Annotated in this window: 11 protein-coding genes; 7 read left to right on the top strand and 4 right to left on the bottom strand. The window is 54.3% G+C overall.

The window, feature by feature from the left end; genetic code table 11:
• Nucleotides 1–84 precede the first annotated feature (84 nt).
• Nucleotides 85–3,417 (bottom strand): DEAD/DEAH box helicase, encoded by a 3,333-nt coding sequence (locus FPZ49_RS20445; RefSeq protein WP_144850384.1) that lies wholly within the window; start codon nucleotides 3,415–3,417, stop codon nucleotides 85–87.
• A gap of 180 nt (nucleotides 3,418–3,597) precedes the next feature.
• Between FPZ49_RS20445 and FPZ49_RS20440 the strand changes: the two genes are divergently transcribed.
• The 4 genes from FPZ49_RS20440 to lplT all read left to right on the top strand — a co-directional run bounded on the left by FPZ49_RS20440 (nucleotide 3,598) and on the right by lplT (nucleotide 11,139).
• The gene (locus FPZ49_RS20440) at nucleotides 3,598–4,944 is read left to right on the top strand and encodes an ABC transporter substrate-binding protein (protein WP_144850382.1); all 1,347 of its coding nucleotides are present in this window, start codon (nucleotides 3,598–3,600) and stop codon (nucleotides 4,942–4,944) included.
• 164 nt (nucleotides 4,945–5,108) lie between these two features.
• On the top strand, nucleotides 5,109–7,574 hold the full coding sequence (locus tag FPZ49_RS20435; RefSeq protein ID WP_222429934.1) for a response regulator: 2,466 nt from the start codon (nucleotides 5,109–5,111) through the stop codon (nucleotides 7,572–7,574).
• Between the two features lie 158 nt (nucleotides 7,575–7,732).
• On the top strand, nucleotides 7,733–9,838 hold the full coding sequence (locus FPZ49_RS20430; RefSeq protein WP_144850378.1) for an AMP-binding protein: 2,106 nt from the start codon (nucleotides 7,733–7,735) through the stop codon (nucleotides 9,836–9,838).
• Between the two features lie 74 nt (nucleotides 9,839–9,912).
• Complete coding sequence (lplT, locus tag FPZ49_RS20425; protein ID WP_186445953.1) at nucleotides 9,913–11,139, top strand: lysophospholipid transporter LplT; 1,227 nt, start codon at nucleotides 9,913–9,915, stop codon at nucleotides 11,137–11,139.
• A 46-nt stretch (nucleotides 11,140–11,185) separates the two neighbouring features.
• Here lplT and FPZ49_RS20420 read toward each other — a convergent pair whose 3' ends face one another.
• The 3 genes from FPZ49_RS20420 to FPZ49_RS20410 all read right to left on the bottom strand — a co-directional run bounded on the left by FPZ49_RS20420 (nucleotide 11,186) and on the right by FPZ49_RS20410 (nucleotide 13,979).
• Nucleotides 11,186–11,722: an ATP-dependent Clp protease proteolytic subunit gene (locus tag FPZ49_RS20420; RefSeq protein ID WP_186445952.1), complete on the bottom strand. Its 537-nt coding sequence runs from the start codon at nucleotides 11,720–11,722 to the stop codon at nucleotides 11,186–11,188.
• Nucleotides 11,723–11,830: 108 nt separating this feature from the next.
• Nucleotides 11,831–13,204 (bottom strand): MATE family efflux transporter, encoded by a 1,374-nt coding sequence (locus FPZ49_RS20415; RefSeq protein ID WP_144850372.1) that lies wholly within the window; start codon nucleotides 13,202–13,204, stop codon nucleotides 11,831–11,833.
• 46 nt (nucleotides 13,205–13,250) lie between these two features.
• Nucleotides 13,251–13,979: a GntR family transcriptional regulator gene (locus tag FPZ49_RS20410; RefSeq protein WP_144850370.1), complete on the bottom strand. Its 729-nt coding sequence runs from the start codon at nucleotides 13,977–13,979 to the stop codon at nucleotides 13,251–13,253.
• 234 nt (nucleotides 13,980–14,213) lie between these two features.
• On the opposite strand from FPZ49_RS20410, the gene FPZ49_RS20405 reads away from it, so the two are divergent.
• From FPZ49_RS20405 to FPZ49_RS20395, 3 genes are all read left to right on the top strand, one after another.
• A complete protein-coding gene (locus FPZ49_RS20405; protein WP_144850368.1) occupies nucleotides 14,214–15,272 on the top strand; it encodes an extracellular solute-binding protein in 1,059 nt (352 codons plus the stop codon).
• 121 nt (nucleotides 15,273–15,393) lie between these two features.
• A complete protein-coding gene (locus tag FPZ49_RS20400; RefSeq protein ID WP_144850366.1) occupies nucleotides 15,394–17,070 on the top strand; it encodes an ABC transporter permease in 1,677 nt (558 codons plus the stop codon).
• A gap of 54 nt (nucleotides 17,071–17,124) precedes the next feature.
• Entirely contained in the window at nucleotides 17,125–18,183 is a 1,059-nt protein-coding gene (locus FPZ49_RS20395) for an ABC transporter ATP-binding protein (protein ID WP_144850365.1), read from the top strand.
• Nucleotides 18,184–18,199: the final 16 nt, after the last annotated feature.

Here is an 18,199-nt window from a genome sequence, read left to right as displayed (position 1 = left end):
TAAGCATATGAGAGAGGAGTTTTCCAATATGAAAAACAGGCCCTGACCAGGCTGGCCAGGGCTAACAAGAATCAATCCAATCCTTCAAATCATAAGCAGCTCCCGAATATCCTGCTCCGTCAGGGAGGATAGCGCCTCGTGACCCGGCTGAATCACTTCCTCGATCAGGTTCTTCTTGCGCTGCTGCAGCGCGAACATTTTTTCTTCCACGGTGCCTTGCGCGACCAGCCGAATGACCTGTACGACGTTCTTCTGCCCGATGCGGTGCGCGCGATCGGCTGCCTGCTGCTCCACGGCGGGGTTCCACCACAGATCATAGAGCAGCACCGTATCCGCGCCAGTCAAGTTCAGTCCAGTGCCGCCCGCCTTCAGCGAGATGAGGAACAGGTCCCGTTCCCCTGCGTTAAAGCGGCTGCACAGCTCTACCCGCTCTGCGGCAGGGGTTTGGCCGTCCAAGTAAAAATGCGGCACGCCCCGAAGCCCAAGCTCCCGCCCGATCAAGCCGAGCATCTCCGTAAACTGGGAGAACACCAGCATCCGCTTCCCAGCGCTGCGGCACTCCTCGACAATGTCCATCAGCTGCTCGAACTTGGCGGAGCCTCCGCGGTAGCCCTCGACGAACAGGGCGGGATGGCAGCAAAGCTGGCGAAGCCGGGTCAGACCGGCCAAAATTTTGATCCGATGCTTCTGCAGGCCCTCTTCGTTCAAATGCTTCAGCGTCTCCTGCCGCAGCTGGGCCAAGTACGCCACGTACAGCTTCTTCTGCTCCGGAAGCAGCTCGGCGGCTTGCAGCGTCTCGATCTTCTCCGGCAGCTCCTTCAGCACATCGCTTTTAACCCGGCGCAGCAGGAATGGACGGGCCCGCTTCGCGACGGCTTCCCGGGAGAGCTCCTGGAACGCTTTTCGGCCGGAGAACAGCTCCGGGAATACCGCATCAAATATGGACCAAAGCTCCTCCAGCGCATTTTCCACCGGGGTTCCCGTGAGGGCGAACCGGTATCGGGCCTGCAGCTCTTTTACCGCTTGAGCGGTTTGGGTGGTGTAGTTTTTAAACACCTGCGCTTCATCCAAAATGAGGGTGTGAAACGTCGACTCCACGTACAAGTCGATATCCCGGCGCAGCAGCGGATAGGAGGTGATGATCACGTCCGGCGGCTGAGCCTCATTCAAAGCTTTCAGCTTACCGCTGCGTTCCTCCCGGCTGCCATCGGCGATGACGGCTCGAACGTCGGGGGCGAATTTGGCCAATTCATTGCGCCAATTGTACACGAGCGACGCTGGGGAGACGATCAGCGCGGGCTGCTGACTCTCCCGGATCTCCGGCAGCACCGAGACGAGAAACGCGATGCTCTGCAGCGTTTTGCCCAGCCCCATATCGTCCGCCAAAATGCCGCCGAACCGGTAATGCGCGAGCGTCTTCAGCCACTGGTAGCCCAGCTTCTGATAATCCCTCAGCACGGAGGCCAGAGGGTTCGGTACAGGAAAGTCCAGGTTATCCGGGTTCCGCATGTTATCCAGCAGCTGCCGCAGCGATTTGCCGAGCTTTACGGTGTGCCCCTGGCGCAGCTCCTGCTCGGCGTCCATTAGATGAAGCCCGCGAACAGCCGGAAGACGAAGCTGCGAGCCCTTCAAATCCGCCTGTCGGATCCCGACTTCGTTCATGAACCGGACGAGCTCTTGAAACTCTTTGCTCTCCAGCGGCAGTAATGCGCCGTTCGGCAGGCGGTAATACCTGCGCTTCTCCTCGAGCGACTTCAGCAGCTGGCGAATATCGGCTTCAGGAATGCCGGTCATGTCGAACTTGAATTCGAGCCAATCCGTCCGCTCATCCACGTCCACGTTGACTTTTACCGGGGCATGCTCGGTGAACAGCCGGATTTTGACGGCAGAGGTGGCGTAGACGGAGACCAGCTTTTCCAATTGGGGAACGATGTGATACAAAAACGTATATTCCGCTTCCTCGTCCTCCGTGAAATAGCCGCCTTCGGTCTGGGCGAAGCCCGCTTGCTCCATCAGCTCCAGAATACGCTGCTCCTGCTCGCCGTCGCGCATCAGGATGCGGCCTTCGCTGCGCTTACGCGAAGCGGTGTCCAGCGGCTGGATTACAATATCCCCGTAGTGAAACTCCAGCCCGGCCAAGAGACGGTCTCTCACCCGGTCCAAATACAGCTTCGCTTGGAGCGGCGTATGCACGATCCGTTCGGACACCGCCTGAGCAATTCGCACATTGCCCAGCTTCATGAGCCCGGGAATGACCTTTTCCATGAACGGCTCGACATGCTCCGCCGAAATTCGGAGATGCCGCTGACCGTACTCCTCGAGCGTAAGCTTGAGCTCTGCCAGACGCTTGCACTCCGCAGGAGGCAGCCGGACCAGCTTTCCTTCGGCAATGACCATGCCATAAGGCTCCATCACCGTCAGCTGCTCCAGCCCTTGCACCTCCAGACGGCAGCTGTCGCTCGCGGCTTCGTCGAACTCAAACTGCAGCGGCAGCGGCTCGTCTGAAACGCGAAGCCCCTCATAAGTAACGCTGTCCTGTTCGAACCGGACTGATGGGGCCGCAGCCAGCAAGGGGAGAAGGACATCCCATGCGGCCGGAGGAAGCAGCAGCAGCCGCTCTCCACCCCCGCTGGAGGCAGCGGAAGAATAGCCCGAGGCCGCTTCGCGGTACAGCTTTTCGTTCGCATACACCTGAATCAACTGCTTGAGAATGGCTTCCTGCTCCGGCCGAAAGCGGTGAAGCTTTGGATCGTAGGTAAAATGCTTGGAAAACACAAACGCTTCTCCACGATCCAGCTGCTCCAGAAATGCGCGAATTTTTTGCACGATGTAGAGGCGCTTGGGGCCAACCTTCAGCTCAATCGCGAACATGAGCCTCCGATAGCCGTAAGACATCGGCTTGCAGGTGAATTCTACCTCCAGCGGCGTTCTGGAATCGATCAGCGTACGCGTGCCGATGGCCCGCTGCGGTCGCTCGTCGAACAGCTCCAGCACGCTGTCCATCAGCTCGGTTTGGGCTGCCTCGCGCAGCGCTTTGGCGCTCGCACCGCCATACCGACGAACCAGCGTACCGGTATCGAAACCGTCTCGCGAGCTGCCGGCATAAGATCGCACCGGCGCATCCCCGTCGTGCAGCCGATCATGAATGGCAAGCAGCACGGCGGCGATATGCTTGCAGTTGCGCTCCGAGGATTGATAGGCAGGACATGTGCAATCCGGGAAGACGTCGCCGTTCGAATCGATATCGACCTGCACGCGATGAAGACGGGAGCCTTGTACGGTTGCCGTATAGAGAGTCTCATCAGGGTCAACGTGCGAGATCTGAACTTTATTTTCGCGATAGTAGGCCTCGCCTTGCGTATAGGCAAGCGGGCCGCACAGCAGCTTGATGACCCGCTCGGTTAGCTGAAAGCTCATGGTGGAAACCTTCCTTTTTTTCATTGAACATGTTCTATGATAACAGAATTCGCGGCCTGGCAAATAATCAATTGGGGGCGTCATATTACCAAAATCCTATTGTAAGCGTATACAAACCGTGCGATAATACACCAGAGAGGTAAATTTTAGAAAAAAACCATCATATGGGAGGTTTCTTCAATGAACCGCAAGAACGCATACCTTCGCACCGTAGCTGCGACCATGCTCACTGCTTCTCTTTTTGTGACGGCCTGCTCGGCCTCAAGCTCTGCGCCTGTCAGCAAAGACGATTCCACAGCCCCAGCATCCGCCGCAGCCAAGAAAGAGCCGGTCGAGCTAGTAGTGTATCATCCGTTTCCGGCGGATTGGCCAGAGGATCAATTTTTCAAAACGTTCGGCGATCCAATTCAAAAGAAGTTCCCGCATATCAAAATCAAATACATTACCGGCAAGCTCCAGGATCTCATTACGGCAGGCCAGCGGATTGATCTGATTTACGTCTCGATCGGAGCGTCGCAGGCGAACATTTTGGACACGGGCTTGCAATCGGACATCTCACCGCTCATCAAAAAATACAACTATGACCTGGGCCGGCTCGAACCGACGATGGTCGACGCTGCGCGCAAAATGGCCGGGGGGAACGGCATTTATGGACTCCCGGTATATGTCCCGCCATCAGCGATTTATTACAACAAGGATTTATTCGATAAGTTCGGTGTTCCGTATCCGAAGGACGGCATGACGTGGGACGAGCTGTTTGAGGTCAGCAAAAAAATGACCCGCAGCGAGGGGGGGGCTTCGTACTACGGCTTCGGCTCCTCGTATAACCATCTGGCGCTGATGAATCAGCAGTCGATTCCGCTGGTCACGAGTGATAAGCAAGCGACGCTGGACAAGGACGACCGCTGGAAATCCTTCACCGATAACCTGCTTCGCTTCTACCGGCTGCCCGGCTACGAAGTGTTCAAAACGAACCAGCTGTCGGAGCCTTACGAGCGAAACCGCTTTTTCAAGGACCGGAATGTGGCGATGTTCCTCGCTACGACTGCGCTGCATAATGAGACCGAGGTGGGCGATATGAATTTTGACATTGCGTCCTTTCCGGTGTTCAAGGATACGCCGCAGGCTGGACCGCAGCCGTACCCGGTGTACTGGTACATAACCTCCCAAGCGGAGAAACGCGACGATGCGTTCGAGGCGATCTCCTATTTGACCTCGGATGAATACCAGCTGAAAAATATTAAGGAAGGCAACTTCCTCAGCGCACTGTCGAATAAGTCCATCCGGGAGCAATTCGGGACGGACAACAAGCTCTATAAGGGCAAGAACGTGAAGGCGCTGCAGCCTACCAACTATTCGCAGCTGGGTTCTTTTAACAAATACAATTCCATTGTCAGCGGAGAGCTGAACGTAGGGATCCGCGAATCCGTCACGAACAAAAAGGATACGAACACCGTACTGCGGGAAGCGGCGGAGCGGGCGAATAAGAAAATTCAGGAGCAGGAAGCGGCGAATGTGAAAAAGTAGCGTAATATTCAGCTTGATCCCCGGCTGCCGGATGTTTTCGGCAGCCTATTCGCTTTGAATGTTAATTCATGATTAAATCCTATTTCCCGATAACTGAACATAGGAGAATAAAACGCCACTGTCGAATACTGTCGTATAACGATAATGAATTGGCGGTGTATGCTGTGCTGAAGGATCTTATTGTGAATGCTGCTTTCATGACCGTGTTTATTTTTTTCTCGAGTCGGCTTCTGGTGAAGAACAGGATAATTCAAGATTGGAAATATAAGCTCAGCTCAGGGGTGTTGCAGGGAGGATTTGGAATTATTCTGGTCTATTATGGCGTCCATCTCAATTCCACCACCGTCATTGATTTAAGATATATTCCCGTGCTGGTAGCGGCCCAGTTTGGCGGCTTTGGAGCTGCAGGCCTTGCAGGGGCTCTCATCATTGCTTTTCGTATGAGTATTACGCCAATCAGCGCTTCTTCATGGATTGCCGTTTACACCATGATTCTGTTCATCTGCGCTGCGGCGCTGGTCACGAAGAGCCTGAAATCGTATTGGCTTCAATGGGGGTATTCGCTCTTAAGTCTCGTGCTCGTATTGATGGTGGTCGGTACGTTGTCGGCAGTCATTCCCTTGGAGGTTCTTTTCAGCATTAGCCTGTTCAACTTATTGGGGGGCCTGGTTATCGCTTACCTGCTTTCCTATTTAATTCGAACCGAACAATTGGAGCAACGGGTCCGTTCCATTCAATTGGAGCTTCAGCGGATGCTGCATTTCCAGCCGGGATTATCGGCCAAAATCATCAGGAATGATCAAGGAGAATACGTATACACGATTTGCGAAGGGCAATTGCTATATAAACAGGGGGGAAGACCGGAGGATCTTGCCGGGAAAAAGCTAAGTGAAATCGACCTTACCCCGGAACACAAAATAATGCTAAAGGAGTATCTCGATCGCGTTTTTCAAGGAGAAAAAATGACCTACGAATCGGGGCTCAACGGCTTTGTAACCTTTAATGTTTTACAGCCTGTGTTTGAGCAAGACCAAGTGATCGAAGTGATTTTTAGCAGTACCGATATTACAGACAGAAAGCAGACTGAGAGGCACTTAATGGAAAGCGAGGCACGCTACCGCACGATTGTCGAGCATTCCGACGACTTTATTCTTTCCTTCGATACCCAGGGTATGATTGTATCAGCCAACAAAATTTTTGGCGATAGGCTGCAGCTTCCAATCGAACGCATCATGGGGAAAAGTCTGATGGATTTGGTTCATATTCAAAATGAGGGAGAGTGGGTCCATCGATTTCAGGAGGCTGCCCGGCAGCGGTGCTTGCAGCGGTTTGAAACGGACATTCATTTGCTGCATGATCAGCTGCGCAGCTACTCGATTACGATTTCCCCCTTGGATTTAGAGGGGCAATTGAGAATGGTGGCCACGATTCATGATATTTCCGATTGGAAACAGAAAAGAGAAGCGGATGATGCCAACAAAGCTAAAAGCCGATTTCTAGCGCAGATGAGTCATGAAATTCGAACGCCGATCAATGCTGTCATCGGCCTCAATTATTTGCTCCAACAAACGGACCTCACAGATATCCAAAAAAACTACGTGGGCAAATCCATCATTTCCGCCAAAAGTCTGTTGAACATTATTAATGATATTTTGGACTTTTCAAAAATTGAGGCCAATAAGGTAGAGCTGGAAAAGATTGATTTTGACTTGTATCAGGTAATGAGCGATCTTTCCAATATGGTCAGTTTTAAGGCAAATGAAAAAGATTTGACGCTGCGCTTTTCCATCCACCCTCAAGTTCCGCAAAGGCTCATCGGCGATCCGTTCCGTCTGAGTCAAATCCTGCTCAATTTAACCAATAATGCTTTAAAATTCACGGAATCCGGGGAAATATCGGTCTCGGCAGCCGTAGTTTCGATGGGAGACCGCGACGTTACAATAAGCTTTTCGGTTTGCGACACCGGGATTGGTATGACCTCAGAGCAGCAAAAGCTTTTATTTCATGAATTTACGCAGGCGGATATGTCTACCACCCGTAAATATGGAGGGACAGGGCTCGGTTTGGTTATAAGCAAAAATCTTGCAGAACTCATGGGAGGGACGCTTCAGGTGGAAAGCGAAGCCGGGAGCGGGAGCTGTTTTACTTTCACTGTACAATTTGAGCATAACCATAGTACCTTGGTTCAGCCAGCCACACCGAGCTCAGGGCAGAAGCACAGCTACAACCATGGAGATAAGCTAGCCGTACTTCGTGATGCTGTCATCTTGCTGGTGGAGGATAACGAGATCAATCAGCTGGTAGCCAAAGAGATTCTAAAAGAGGCAGGGATGCATGTCGATGTGGCGGATAATGGCGAAGAGGCTGTTAAATATGTTCAAGGCAGGAGCTATGACGCCATCATTATGGACTTGCAAATGCCGCGAATGGATGGATATGAGGCAACTAGAAGGATCAGAGCGTTTGAGGATTTGAAGGATACGCCGATCATAGCCATGACTGCGGATACAATGAAGGAAGTCCAGGAGAAAGTACTGGAGGCGGGGATGAATGCTTATGTGACAAAGCCCTTCGATCCGATTCAATTATTTAGCGTTCTGCAACGACTCATTCAAGCCTCGAGGTACTAGTGGATGTTAGTACTATTCGAAACGCTTCTATTCATTACAATAAGAGTATGAACATGTTGAAATGAAGCCTACGTCCTACGGCGACTATACAGACTTGGATCAGAACGGATGAATATGCTAATACAAGTAGGGCTTTACTATAACGGAGGGGACCTTCAATGCTTAACAGGGTGTACGCTGTAGTACGATTTTTTTGCCGGTGGCTATTCCGGCTGCGGGTGACCGGATTATCCCGGCTGCATTTTGATGGAGCGACGATTTTGATGCCGAATCACCTGTCGTTCCTTGATGCGGTGGTGCTTGCGGCACACTTGCCGCCAGAGGTGACCTTCGTCATCAATACGGGGATCGCGCGGAAGCTGGGGCCGATCATGAGCCTGTTCCGCCATGTGACGGTCGACCCGCTGAATCCGTATTCGGTTCGCACCATGGTGAAAATCGTCCAGCAGGGCACACCGCTCCTGATGTTCCCGGAAGGGCGGCTGACCACCACCGGCGGGCTTATGAAGGTGTACCCGGGGATCGGCTATATCGCGCTTCGCACGGGGGCGCAGCTGTTTCCAATCGCGATCAACGGCCTTGAGCGCAGCAAGCTGTCCCGGCTGGGGGAGAAAATCAAGACCGTCTGGTTCCCGGAGGTGCAGCTGGATATCGGCGAGCCATTCCGGATGGAGCGGGAAGCCGGTGTGCCGATGCGCGTGCAAAAAGAGCGCGCCGCCGACCGCATTCTCCGAGCGCTGCAGGAGCAGCTCGCCGCCAGCCGCATTCGCAGCGGCGTGAATTTGTTCGACGAGCTGCGGGCGCAGTCGAAGCGCAGCGGCAGCCAGCTGGAGGTCTGCACGGACCAAGCGCTGGCGCTGAGCTACCGCAAGCTGATCCTGGCGGCGTACGTGTTCGGCCGGAAGCTTGAGCCGATGCTGGGCGCAGAGCAGCGGGTAGGCTTGATGCTGCCGAACTCGGTCGGCCACGTGATCACCTTCTTCGCGCTGCTGCGGCTGGGCAAAACCCCGGCGATGCTCAACTACTCGGCGGGCGCCCAAAGCTTGCAGGACGCCTGCGAAACCGCAGAGGTGCGGACGCTGATCACCTCCCGGCTGTTCGTCGAAAAGGGCAAGCTGGAGGCGGTTACGGAGGTGCTGGCGAAGCATGTCCGAATCCTCTATCTTGAAGACGTTCGGGAGCAGATCGGCAGCATGGAGCGCTTAGGCGGACTATGGGATGCTTGGACGGGAAGAAAAGCGTCGGCGGGCGCAGCCGAAGTAGTGCTGTTCACGTCCGGCAGCGAGAGCAAGCCAAAGGGCGTCGTGCTCGGACATGACAACCTGTTCGCCAATATTCAGCAGGCGCGGTCGCTGTACGATTTTACCGCCAAAGATACGTTGTTTAACGCGCTGCCGATGTTTCACAGCTTTGGCCTCACGGCCGGGACGCTGATGCCGCTGCTCGCCGGGGTCAAGGTCATCTTGTACCCGAGTCCGCTGCATTATAAAGTGATCCCCGAGCTCGTCTACGATCGCAACGCGACGATCCTGTGCGGCACCTCGACCTTTCTGTTCGCTTATGGGAAGCTGGCGCATCCGTATGACTTTTACAAGCTGCGGTACGTGGTGGCTGGGGGAGAGAAGCTGAAGCCGGAGGTCATGGAGCTGTGGAGCTCCAAATTCGGTCTGCGGATTTATGAAGGCTACGGGACGACGGAGGCATCGCCGGTTCTGAGCATCAATGCGCCGCTCGCTTATCGCAAGGGCACGGTCGGCCGTCTGCTGCCGGGTGTGCGTTATCAGCTGCAGCGTGTAGAAGGCATCGAGGAGGGCGGCAGCCTGCTGGTCGACGGACCGAACCTCATGAAAGGGTATCTGATTCACGGCAAAGGGTTTGTTCCCCGCGATGGATGGTATGACTGCGGCGACATCGTAACGATCGATGAGGAGGGGTATATCCGCATCGTGTCCCGTCTGAAGCGATTTGCCAAAATCGGCGGCGAGATGGTGTCGCTCAATCTGGTGGAGGAGGTAGCTCAGCAAGCGCTGGGAGGTACCGGATATGCCGCGGTGTCGGTCAGCGACGGGCGCAAGGGCGAGCGCATTATCTTGTTTACGACGGAAGCACAGGCGTCCGTGGCGCATTTGAAGCAGTATACGGCAACCGGCGGCTATTCGCCTCTGCTCTTGCCTTCACGTGTGGAGTTGATGGAGAAGCTGCCGCTGCTTGGAAGCGGAAAGACCGACTACGTCACGTTAAAAAAGCTGGCTGAACAGCTCTAACAAACGAAGCGGCATAAAAGCTGCATCACACGCACGCATGCATGTACGCATGTGAAAGGGGTGCCCTACTTACGATGGAAACCAATACACCGCAAAAAACGGCTGAGCGCACTACGAAGCTGATGGCTGGAGGCCGACGTCTAGCCCCGCTGAATATCCTTTATTTCTCGCAATTTTTATCTGCGTTTGCAGACAACATGATACTGTTCGTCACTCTGGCCATCATTAAGGCTAATGCACTCCCGGAGTTTTATATCGGGGTGGTGCAGGCCGCCTTCCTGCTCTCCTTCGTCATCTGCGCGCCGTTCGTCGGCGCCTTCGCCGACCGCAATTACAAGTCGCGCGTCCTCTTGATCGGCAATGGCGTGAAGGCGATCGGCATGGTGCTGCTGATGCTCGGGGTCGACCCGGCGCTAAGCTACGCGGTGGTCGGCATCGGGGCGGCAATCTACTCGCCGGCCAAGTATGGCATCCTGCCGGAGCTGACGTCGGGCGGCCAGGAGCTGCTCCGGGCGAATGCCCGCATGGAAGGCTTCACCATCCTGGCCATTCTCACCGGCTCGCTCTGCGGGGGGATTGTGGCGGAGTCGTCGCTGCGCCTGGGCATGGTTCTGTGCGTGATGCTTTATGTGATCGCACTCGTCGTTTCGCTGAAGATTCCCTACGGCAGCCGCAATCCGGCGATTCGCTATGGCAGAGAGCTGGTCATCTTCTTCCAGGATACCACGAAGCTGTTCCGCAGCCGCAAGACACGCTTCTCGCTGGTCGGCACCGGCTCCTTCTGGATGTCGTCGGCGGTGCTGCGGCTGGCGCTGATCGCTTGGGTGCCGGTCCACCTCGGGCTGCAGTCGCTGGACAGCATCTCGATGCTGACGGCCGTCACGGGCATCGGCATCATGGCCGGCAGCTTGGCCACTCCGAAGCTGGTGCCGGCGGCGCGTTATTACAACGCTTGGCGCTTTGGCGGAGCGATGGTCGTGACGATGCTGCTCTTCCCGTTTTTGCATCTGACCGCGGTCACCGTGGGGCTGCTGCTCGTGATCGGCTTCGCCGGCGGCGTGTTTATCGTGCCAATGAACACGGCTCTTCAAGAAGAAGGGCAGCTTAGCGTGGGCGCCGGTAAGACGATCGCCGTACAGAACCTCATCGAGAACGCACTGATGCTGCTCGGGGTGGGGATTTACACGAAGATCACGGCCTGGGGGGCTTCGGCGGACGCTTCGATTCTCGGCATGGCGGCTGTACTGGCGGTCATGGTGCTCTACTTGGTCATGGAGGCGCGGAAACTGGCTCGAGCGTAAAAAGCAACGCTTTAAAATGTAAACAGGGTTGAGCCGCATCCGCTGCTCAACCCTGTATCATTTCGTCCACGATGCCCAGCTTCAGCGCTTCTTCGGGGCTCATGAACCAATCCCGCTGGTGGTCCTGCACGCTTTTGAGATCCTCCAGCTTGAAGTTCGTTTTTGACACGAGGTACTCGTCATAAATATTTTGCAGCCGCTGCACCTCATCCAGCCGATTCCTTAGATGCTCCAGATGGCCGCCGATTGTATTGGACACCGAGTGATACATAAAGGTGCTTAACCGGCCGCTGTACCGCTTGTGTCCGCTGACGGCAATGAGCAGACTCATGCTGGCGGCAAGGCCATACACGTACGTGTGCACGGGGGTCTTGCTGTGTTCGATCACATCGATCAAACCGAGTCCGTCGTACACGCTCCCGCCGTTGCTGTTGATGATTAACTCGATCGGCGTGCGCTTGTAGTCTTTTTCCTTCTTATCCTTGGCCTCGTCGAATTGGTTAATTTTAATGATGCTCTCGATGACGTCCTTCACCGAGCTTTTGTTGATCCCATCAAATAAATATAGCGTTCTTTCATTCATGATAAGCCTCCAGTCTATACGGCTTACGTTTACGATCACTATATTCGTTGACGGAAGAGAATGTGACTGGGCTTGGAAATCCTCATCCATATCCGCATCTGCAGCGGGCTACACCGTGGCTTGCTTGCCGGTCGTGCTGGCCGGCTCCGGCTTCACGAGCGCTTTTTTCTCCCAGGCGCGGCTCCGCCAGCGATAAAATAAAATGATGCCCCGCACCCATTCATCGAGAATGAACACGCACCACATCCCCACGAGTCCATAGCCCAAATGAATGCCCATGAAATAGGTCAGCGGCACGCACATGCCCCAGATGACCGCCAGCCCCGTAAAGACGATAAACCGCGCATCCCCGGCCGCCCTCAGCGACTCGGCCACGACAATATTGAAGCAGCGCCCCGGCTCCAGAATAAAGCCCAAGGTTAGCAGAAAGGCACCTAAGGTAATCATATTGGTGTCGTGAGTAAACAGTCCGATCAGCTGCGTTCGAAACAGCACGATGACGCCTACCGCTCCGACGGATAGCAGCATGCTGAGCACTAGACTCCGAAGCACCTGCCGGTACGCTTCTTCCTTCTCTCCAGCCCCCACCAGGCGCCCGATAATGATTTGCGACCCTCGACCCAACGCGATGGCCAGCGTCATGACGAAATAGATCACATTTTGCGTATAAATCCGGGTGGACAGCATCTCCGCGCCAAGCGAGGTAATGAAGTAGGTCGTCACGAGCTGACTGGCGGCATACGACAGCTGGTTGCCTCCGGTGGGGATACCGATGCTGAGAATTTTTTGCATATCCTCCAGTCTGCATCGGATGAGCTCCTTAATGCCCAGCCTCAATTGGACCACCTTGCGCAAAATAAGAATATACACGGCAAACCCAACGCACTGGCTCACGATCGCCGAGATGCCCACTCCCAGCACGCCCAGCTTCGGAACGCCCCATAGACCGAAAATAAAGAAGGAGTTGCCGGTTAAGCTGAGCAAGCTCATGCCCATGCTGACCATCATCGTATAGCGGGTATAGCCGTGCACTTGAGTGATCGCCGACATCGTCAAATTCATCGCTTGAATGAACAGCGCGCCGCCGACGGTACACAAGTAAATTTGGGCTAAGCCTAACAAATCCTCCGAGAGCCCGAACAGATGGAGCAGCGGGCGGCTGCAGCTGATCATGACCACACTGAGCAGCAGACCGAAGCCGAAATTGATGGTGAGGGCTCCCGCTGCAAACCGGCGGACATCCCCCGTTCGGCCGGCCCCGAGGTACTGGGAGATCGTGACTGCGGTGCCGGCCGAAATGACTTGCAGCAGCAGAAAGGAAAACTGAATCAGCTGGGTGGACACGCCGACGGCCGCAACAGCGTCATCGGATACATGGCTGACCATGAACGTATCCGCAGTTCGCATGGACATTTGCAAGAAGGATTCAATAAACAGCGGCCAGGTGATGGCAAACAGGGCCAATTTCTTGGGATGGTTCATTTGTGCGCTCGCCCACTTTGTGCTTGGGATAGTTAAAAACAATTTCCTACTTCACAAAACGCTCCATCGTGAACTTAAACCGATCGCCGCGGACGATTCCATAGGAATATTCCACAGGCTGGTCTTGATTGTTGTACGTGAGAGATTCCAAGGCGAAGGCCGGGGAGCCGGCCGGCACCTCTAAATGCCCGCTGACCAGCGGCTCGATCAAGATCGGCTCGATGGACTCCACCGTGCGGTAAATATCCACCTTGTACTTGGATCGCAGCAGATCGAAGAGCGAGCCTGTGCAATCGTCCGTAATCAGTCCGGGGGCGACGCGCCACGGCAGGTAGGAGGTGGCATACTGGAGCGGCTCGTTATCTGCGTATCGAATACGCACTAGCTTGATCAGCGGATCCTTCTCTTCGACATGCAGCATCTCGGCCAGCGAATAATCGGCGGGAATGACTCCCAGCTCGAGAACCTTGGAGGTGGAGGCAATGCCCAGATCCTTCATCTGCTCTACGAAGGTGCGGATGTTCGGCGTAAGCGACTCGCGGATTTTGGGCTTGGAAACGAAGGTGCCCTTGCCCTGAATGCGCTGAATGTGCCCTTCCAGCTCCAGCTGCTGCAGCGCCAGTCGGATCGTCGTGCGGCTGACATCATACTCCTGACACAGCTCCGATTCCGTCGGCAGCTGGTCTCCGATCTTGTACTTGCCGGCTTTGATCAGCTCGTGCAGCTTCTCTTTTACTATAAAATATAATGATGTTCCTTGCTTTGCTTCCATCATTACGAGTTCCTCCAGACCATCAATCGTAGGGAAAAGGATGACAAATACTAGAAATCAGTGCTTTTACCTTATTGTAATACCGTTTTCATGTTTAGTAAAACAACTTTCGAAACAAATTCATGTTGACACAAATTTGTTATGATAATATATTAAAAATGTAGTAACAACATAACAAGTATTATAAATGCAAAGCAGAATCGTTACAACAAGTTCCATGAAAAGGGAGGCTTATCAATGAAACATGTTAGAAAAATGAAAGCGATTGCATTTGGGGTGGTGATGGCAGTGGCTCTGGCCGGCTGTGGCAGCGCTCCTCAGCAGCCTGCAGCGGGCAAGGCAGGCGGTAGCGAACCGGCTCCAGCACCGACCGCTGCGGCGAAGAAGGAGCTGTCGGGTAAGCTGGTGATTTATACCGGCGCAGGTCCCGAGATTACCGATCCGTTATTCGAAGGCTTTAAGAAAAAATATCCGAACATCAAGCCTGAGCTCGTGAAGGCCGGTTCCGGTGAGCTGCTTGCGCGAATTGCAGCAGAGAAGGACAACCCCGGGGGCGACATTCTGCTTGGCGGCGAGCCTTATGCTTTTGATACGAGCAAACAATATTTCGATGCGTATGAATCGCCAACCGATAAGGATATGATTCGTCAGGACCCGAACCATATATGGCACGTCTGGACCTTTATGCCGCAAGCCATACTCGTCAATACGAAGCTGCTGAAGGATCAAGCGGAATGGCCGAAGACGCTGAAGGATCTCAGCGATCCGAAGTGGAAGGCTAAGGGCAAGATCGCCTTCGCCGATCCGGGCAAATCGGGCACGGGTGCCGGCATTCTGAACGGGATCGTATCGCTGTACGACTGGAATTTTGTAGAGCAGATGCAGAAGAATATCGAAGTATCGCCAGGCTCCGATGCCATGTTTGCAGCGGTGAAGGACGGCGCTGTGCCGCTGGGCTTCATTAATGAAGACCTTGGCGCGAAGTGGGAGCAAACCGGCGTGCCGGTAAAAATGATTTTCCCATCCGACGGCGTAACCAACACGCTGGACTCGCTGGCCGTCATCAAGGGTGCGAAGGACGCGGACAACGCGAAAGCGTTCATCGACTATATGGGCTCGAAGGAAGCGCACGAGATCATGAAGGATCAAGTGCTTCGCCGCTCGACGCGCAAGGACGTCGCTCCTCCGCAAGGCCTGGCTGATCTGAGCAAGCTGAAGATGATCGAAAACAAGCCAATGACACGGGATGAATTGAGCAGCGGCTTTAACACGCATCTGGAGAATGCCAGAAAGTAAATTTTGATTGCAGATCAGCATGGCTTTATCCTCTGCGCCGGGTGTATCAGCCGGTACCTCCGGTATTTCCGGTATTTCCGGTGCAGAGGGTTATCATCAAGAGGAAGGAGGTCTTCGGGAAATGTTGGGAAACCTCGTGAAACAGAGCTTTAATAAGACGGTAAGGGATCCATGGATCATTTTTGCACTCATTTGTATGGTCGTGTCGCTGGGCTTGATCTTTTACCCGCAGCTTCAAACCATTGTGACCTCGTTCCAGACGGATAACGGAGGACTCACGCTTCAGCATTATGTGGAGTTTTTCCAAAAGAGCCGTTATACGACCGCGCTGTTCAACAGCCTGCAGGTTGTCGTGTTCTCGACGGTGCTTGCTGCACTCCTTGCGATTCCACTCGCTTATTTGTTCTCGAAGTATGACTTCCGTTTTAAAAATACAACCTTAACGCTGATTACGATGGCAACATCGTCGCCGCCGTTCCTTGGTGCTTACGCTTGGGTGATCGTGCTGGGACGCTATGGTGTCTTGAATAAAATCGTCGATAGCTGGTTCGACTACGATTTGAATTGGAAGCTGAGAGGGGAAGCCGGCGTCGTCTGGGTCATCATCTGGCTGATCTTTCCGCTGATCTTCTTATTAAGCTACGATTCGTTCTCCGGACAGGACCCGTCGCTCAAGGAAGCTTCGATGAGCCTTGGCGCGAACAAGCGCAAGACGTTCTGGACCGTCGAGATTCCGCTCGCGATGCCCGGGGTCATTACAGGCTTATTCATGGCTGCGCTCGCTGCATTCTCGGACTTCGGCACACCGGCCATCATCGGCGGGGAATTCCCTGTGATGCCCACACTCGTGTACAACGAGTTTGTCAGCGAGGTCGGAGGCAACCTGCATATGGCTTCCGCGGTCGGTGTCATTATGATCATCGTCTCGTCCGTTGCGCTGATGATTCAGCGGTACCTGCTGGCGAAGAAAACGTATGCGTCCGTCTCTGCCAAGAAGGCCAAACGTGTGAAGCCTAGCAAGAAGGTGGCTGTGCTTATCGGGCTGTATATCGCTTCCATCATCAGCATGTCGTTCCTGCCGCACGTGACGCTGCTGATCGTGTCCCTGCTCAAGTGGAAGTGGGGCATCCTGACCAACCAGTTTACCCTGGTGAACTATGTGAATCTGTTCAAGAGCCATCTTACCCCAATTGGAGTCAGCTTCTTCCTGGGTTCGATGTCGACGATTCTGGATATCATTTTTGGCGTCGGGATCGCGTATCTCATTGTGCGCAAGCGATATAAGTTTATTTCGAACTTCGTCAACATCGCGATGATGGTCCCTTATATTATTCCCGGAACGGTGCTGGCGATTGGCTTCATTGTCGTGTTTAACAAGCCGCCGGTCATTCTGACTGGAACGTGGATCATTCTCGTGCTCGTTTCGTTCATCCGAAAGCTCCCGTTCTCCATTAAGAGCTCCGAGTCTTCTCTCTACTTGGTGCACAAAGCGCTGGAGGATGCGGCCCTGATGTGCGGCGCGAAGCCGTTCACCGCCTTCAAGGACATCACCTTCAAGCTGATGATCGGAGGCGTTATTTCCGGGGCGACCATCTCGTTTTTGCAGATTATGACCGAGCTTAGCTCGACGTTAATTTTGTACCGACCGCCTTGGGAAACGATGCCCGTCGTCATTTTCCAGAATGCGATGACGGCCGGCGCGGACTTTGGCATTTCCGCCGCTATGGGCGTAGTGCTGATGCTGTGCATCTATATTCCGCTTTTGCTTGTTAATAAACGCTCGCGCCATCAAGACTAGCAGGCGAAGCACAAAGCCGTGCAAGGCGCTGCTTCTTCAGACAGGAGGCTTACTATGAAAGGGAACACCAATCCGAACCCCACTGCCATTACCATTAAAAGCCTGCGCAAAAGCTTCGGCAGCAATCCGATTCTGAAGGACGTCTCGTTTGACATCCGCCCTGGCGAATTTTTCACCCTGCTCGGCTCGTCGGGCTGCGGAAAAACGACCCTGCTTCGCTGCATAGCCGGCTTTGAAAAAGCGGACAGCGGAAGCATATACTTTGGTGATCAAGACGTCATGCCGCTGAACCCCTGGGAAAAAAATATCGGCTTCGTCTTCCAAAACTATGCGCTGTGGCCGCACATGACGATTTTTGACAACATCGCCTACGGGTTAAAAATGCGCAAGGCCGACAAGCAAACCATTCGCGAAAAGGTCGCTTGGGCACTCGATCTCATTAATCTCTCCGGCACGGAAACCCGTACGCCTGGCGAGCTGAGCGGCGGGCAGCAGCAGCGCATTTCCATTGCCCGAGCGCTGGTGTTAAGTCCACAAGTGCTGCTGCTCGATGAGCCGCTCAGCAACCTGGACGCTAAGCTTCGGATCAAGATGCGTGCCGATATTAAGGAGATTCAGAAGCGCCTCGGCATCACCTCAATCTATGTAACGCATGATCAGGAGGAAGCGCTCGAGCTGTCCGACCGCATCGCCGTGATGGAAAAAGGAAATGTGATGCAGGTCGGCACACCGGAGGAAATCTACGAAACACCGGCGAATGCGTTTACGGCGAATTTCGTGGGGCGCAGCAACCAAATCAAGGGAACGGTGCGTGGTGGCGTGTTTGTTACGGAAGGCGGCACGACGATTCCGCTTCGGGGCGTGCATCGCAAAGACGGGAGGGCGCTGCTATGCTTCCGTCCGGAGAATGTTATGCTGCGAGGTTCGGGCGAACCTTCGGGTGAAGCGTTCCGGGTGAAGGTGACGGAATCGAGCTACCGCGGCAACTTCGTGCAGGGCACGGTTGCACTAAACGATGACATCCAATTCCATGCGGATTGGCGAGAACGTTTCATACCCGGCTCCGAATTGTCGGTCGAAATCAGTAAATATCTGTTTTATGATATTGAATAAAGCGGCATGCCGCAGG

This window comes from Paenibacillus cremeus, assembly GCF_007786445.1.
Classification (GTDB): domain Bacteria; phylum Bacillota; class Bacilli; order Paenibacillales; family NBRC-103111; genus Paenibacillus_G; species Paenibacillus_G cremeus.
This window is presented reverse-complemented; position numbering and strand designations above follow the sequence as displayed.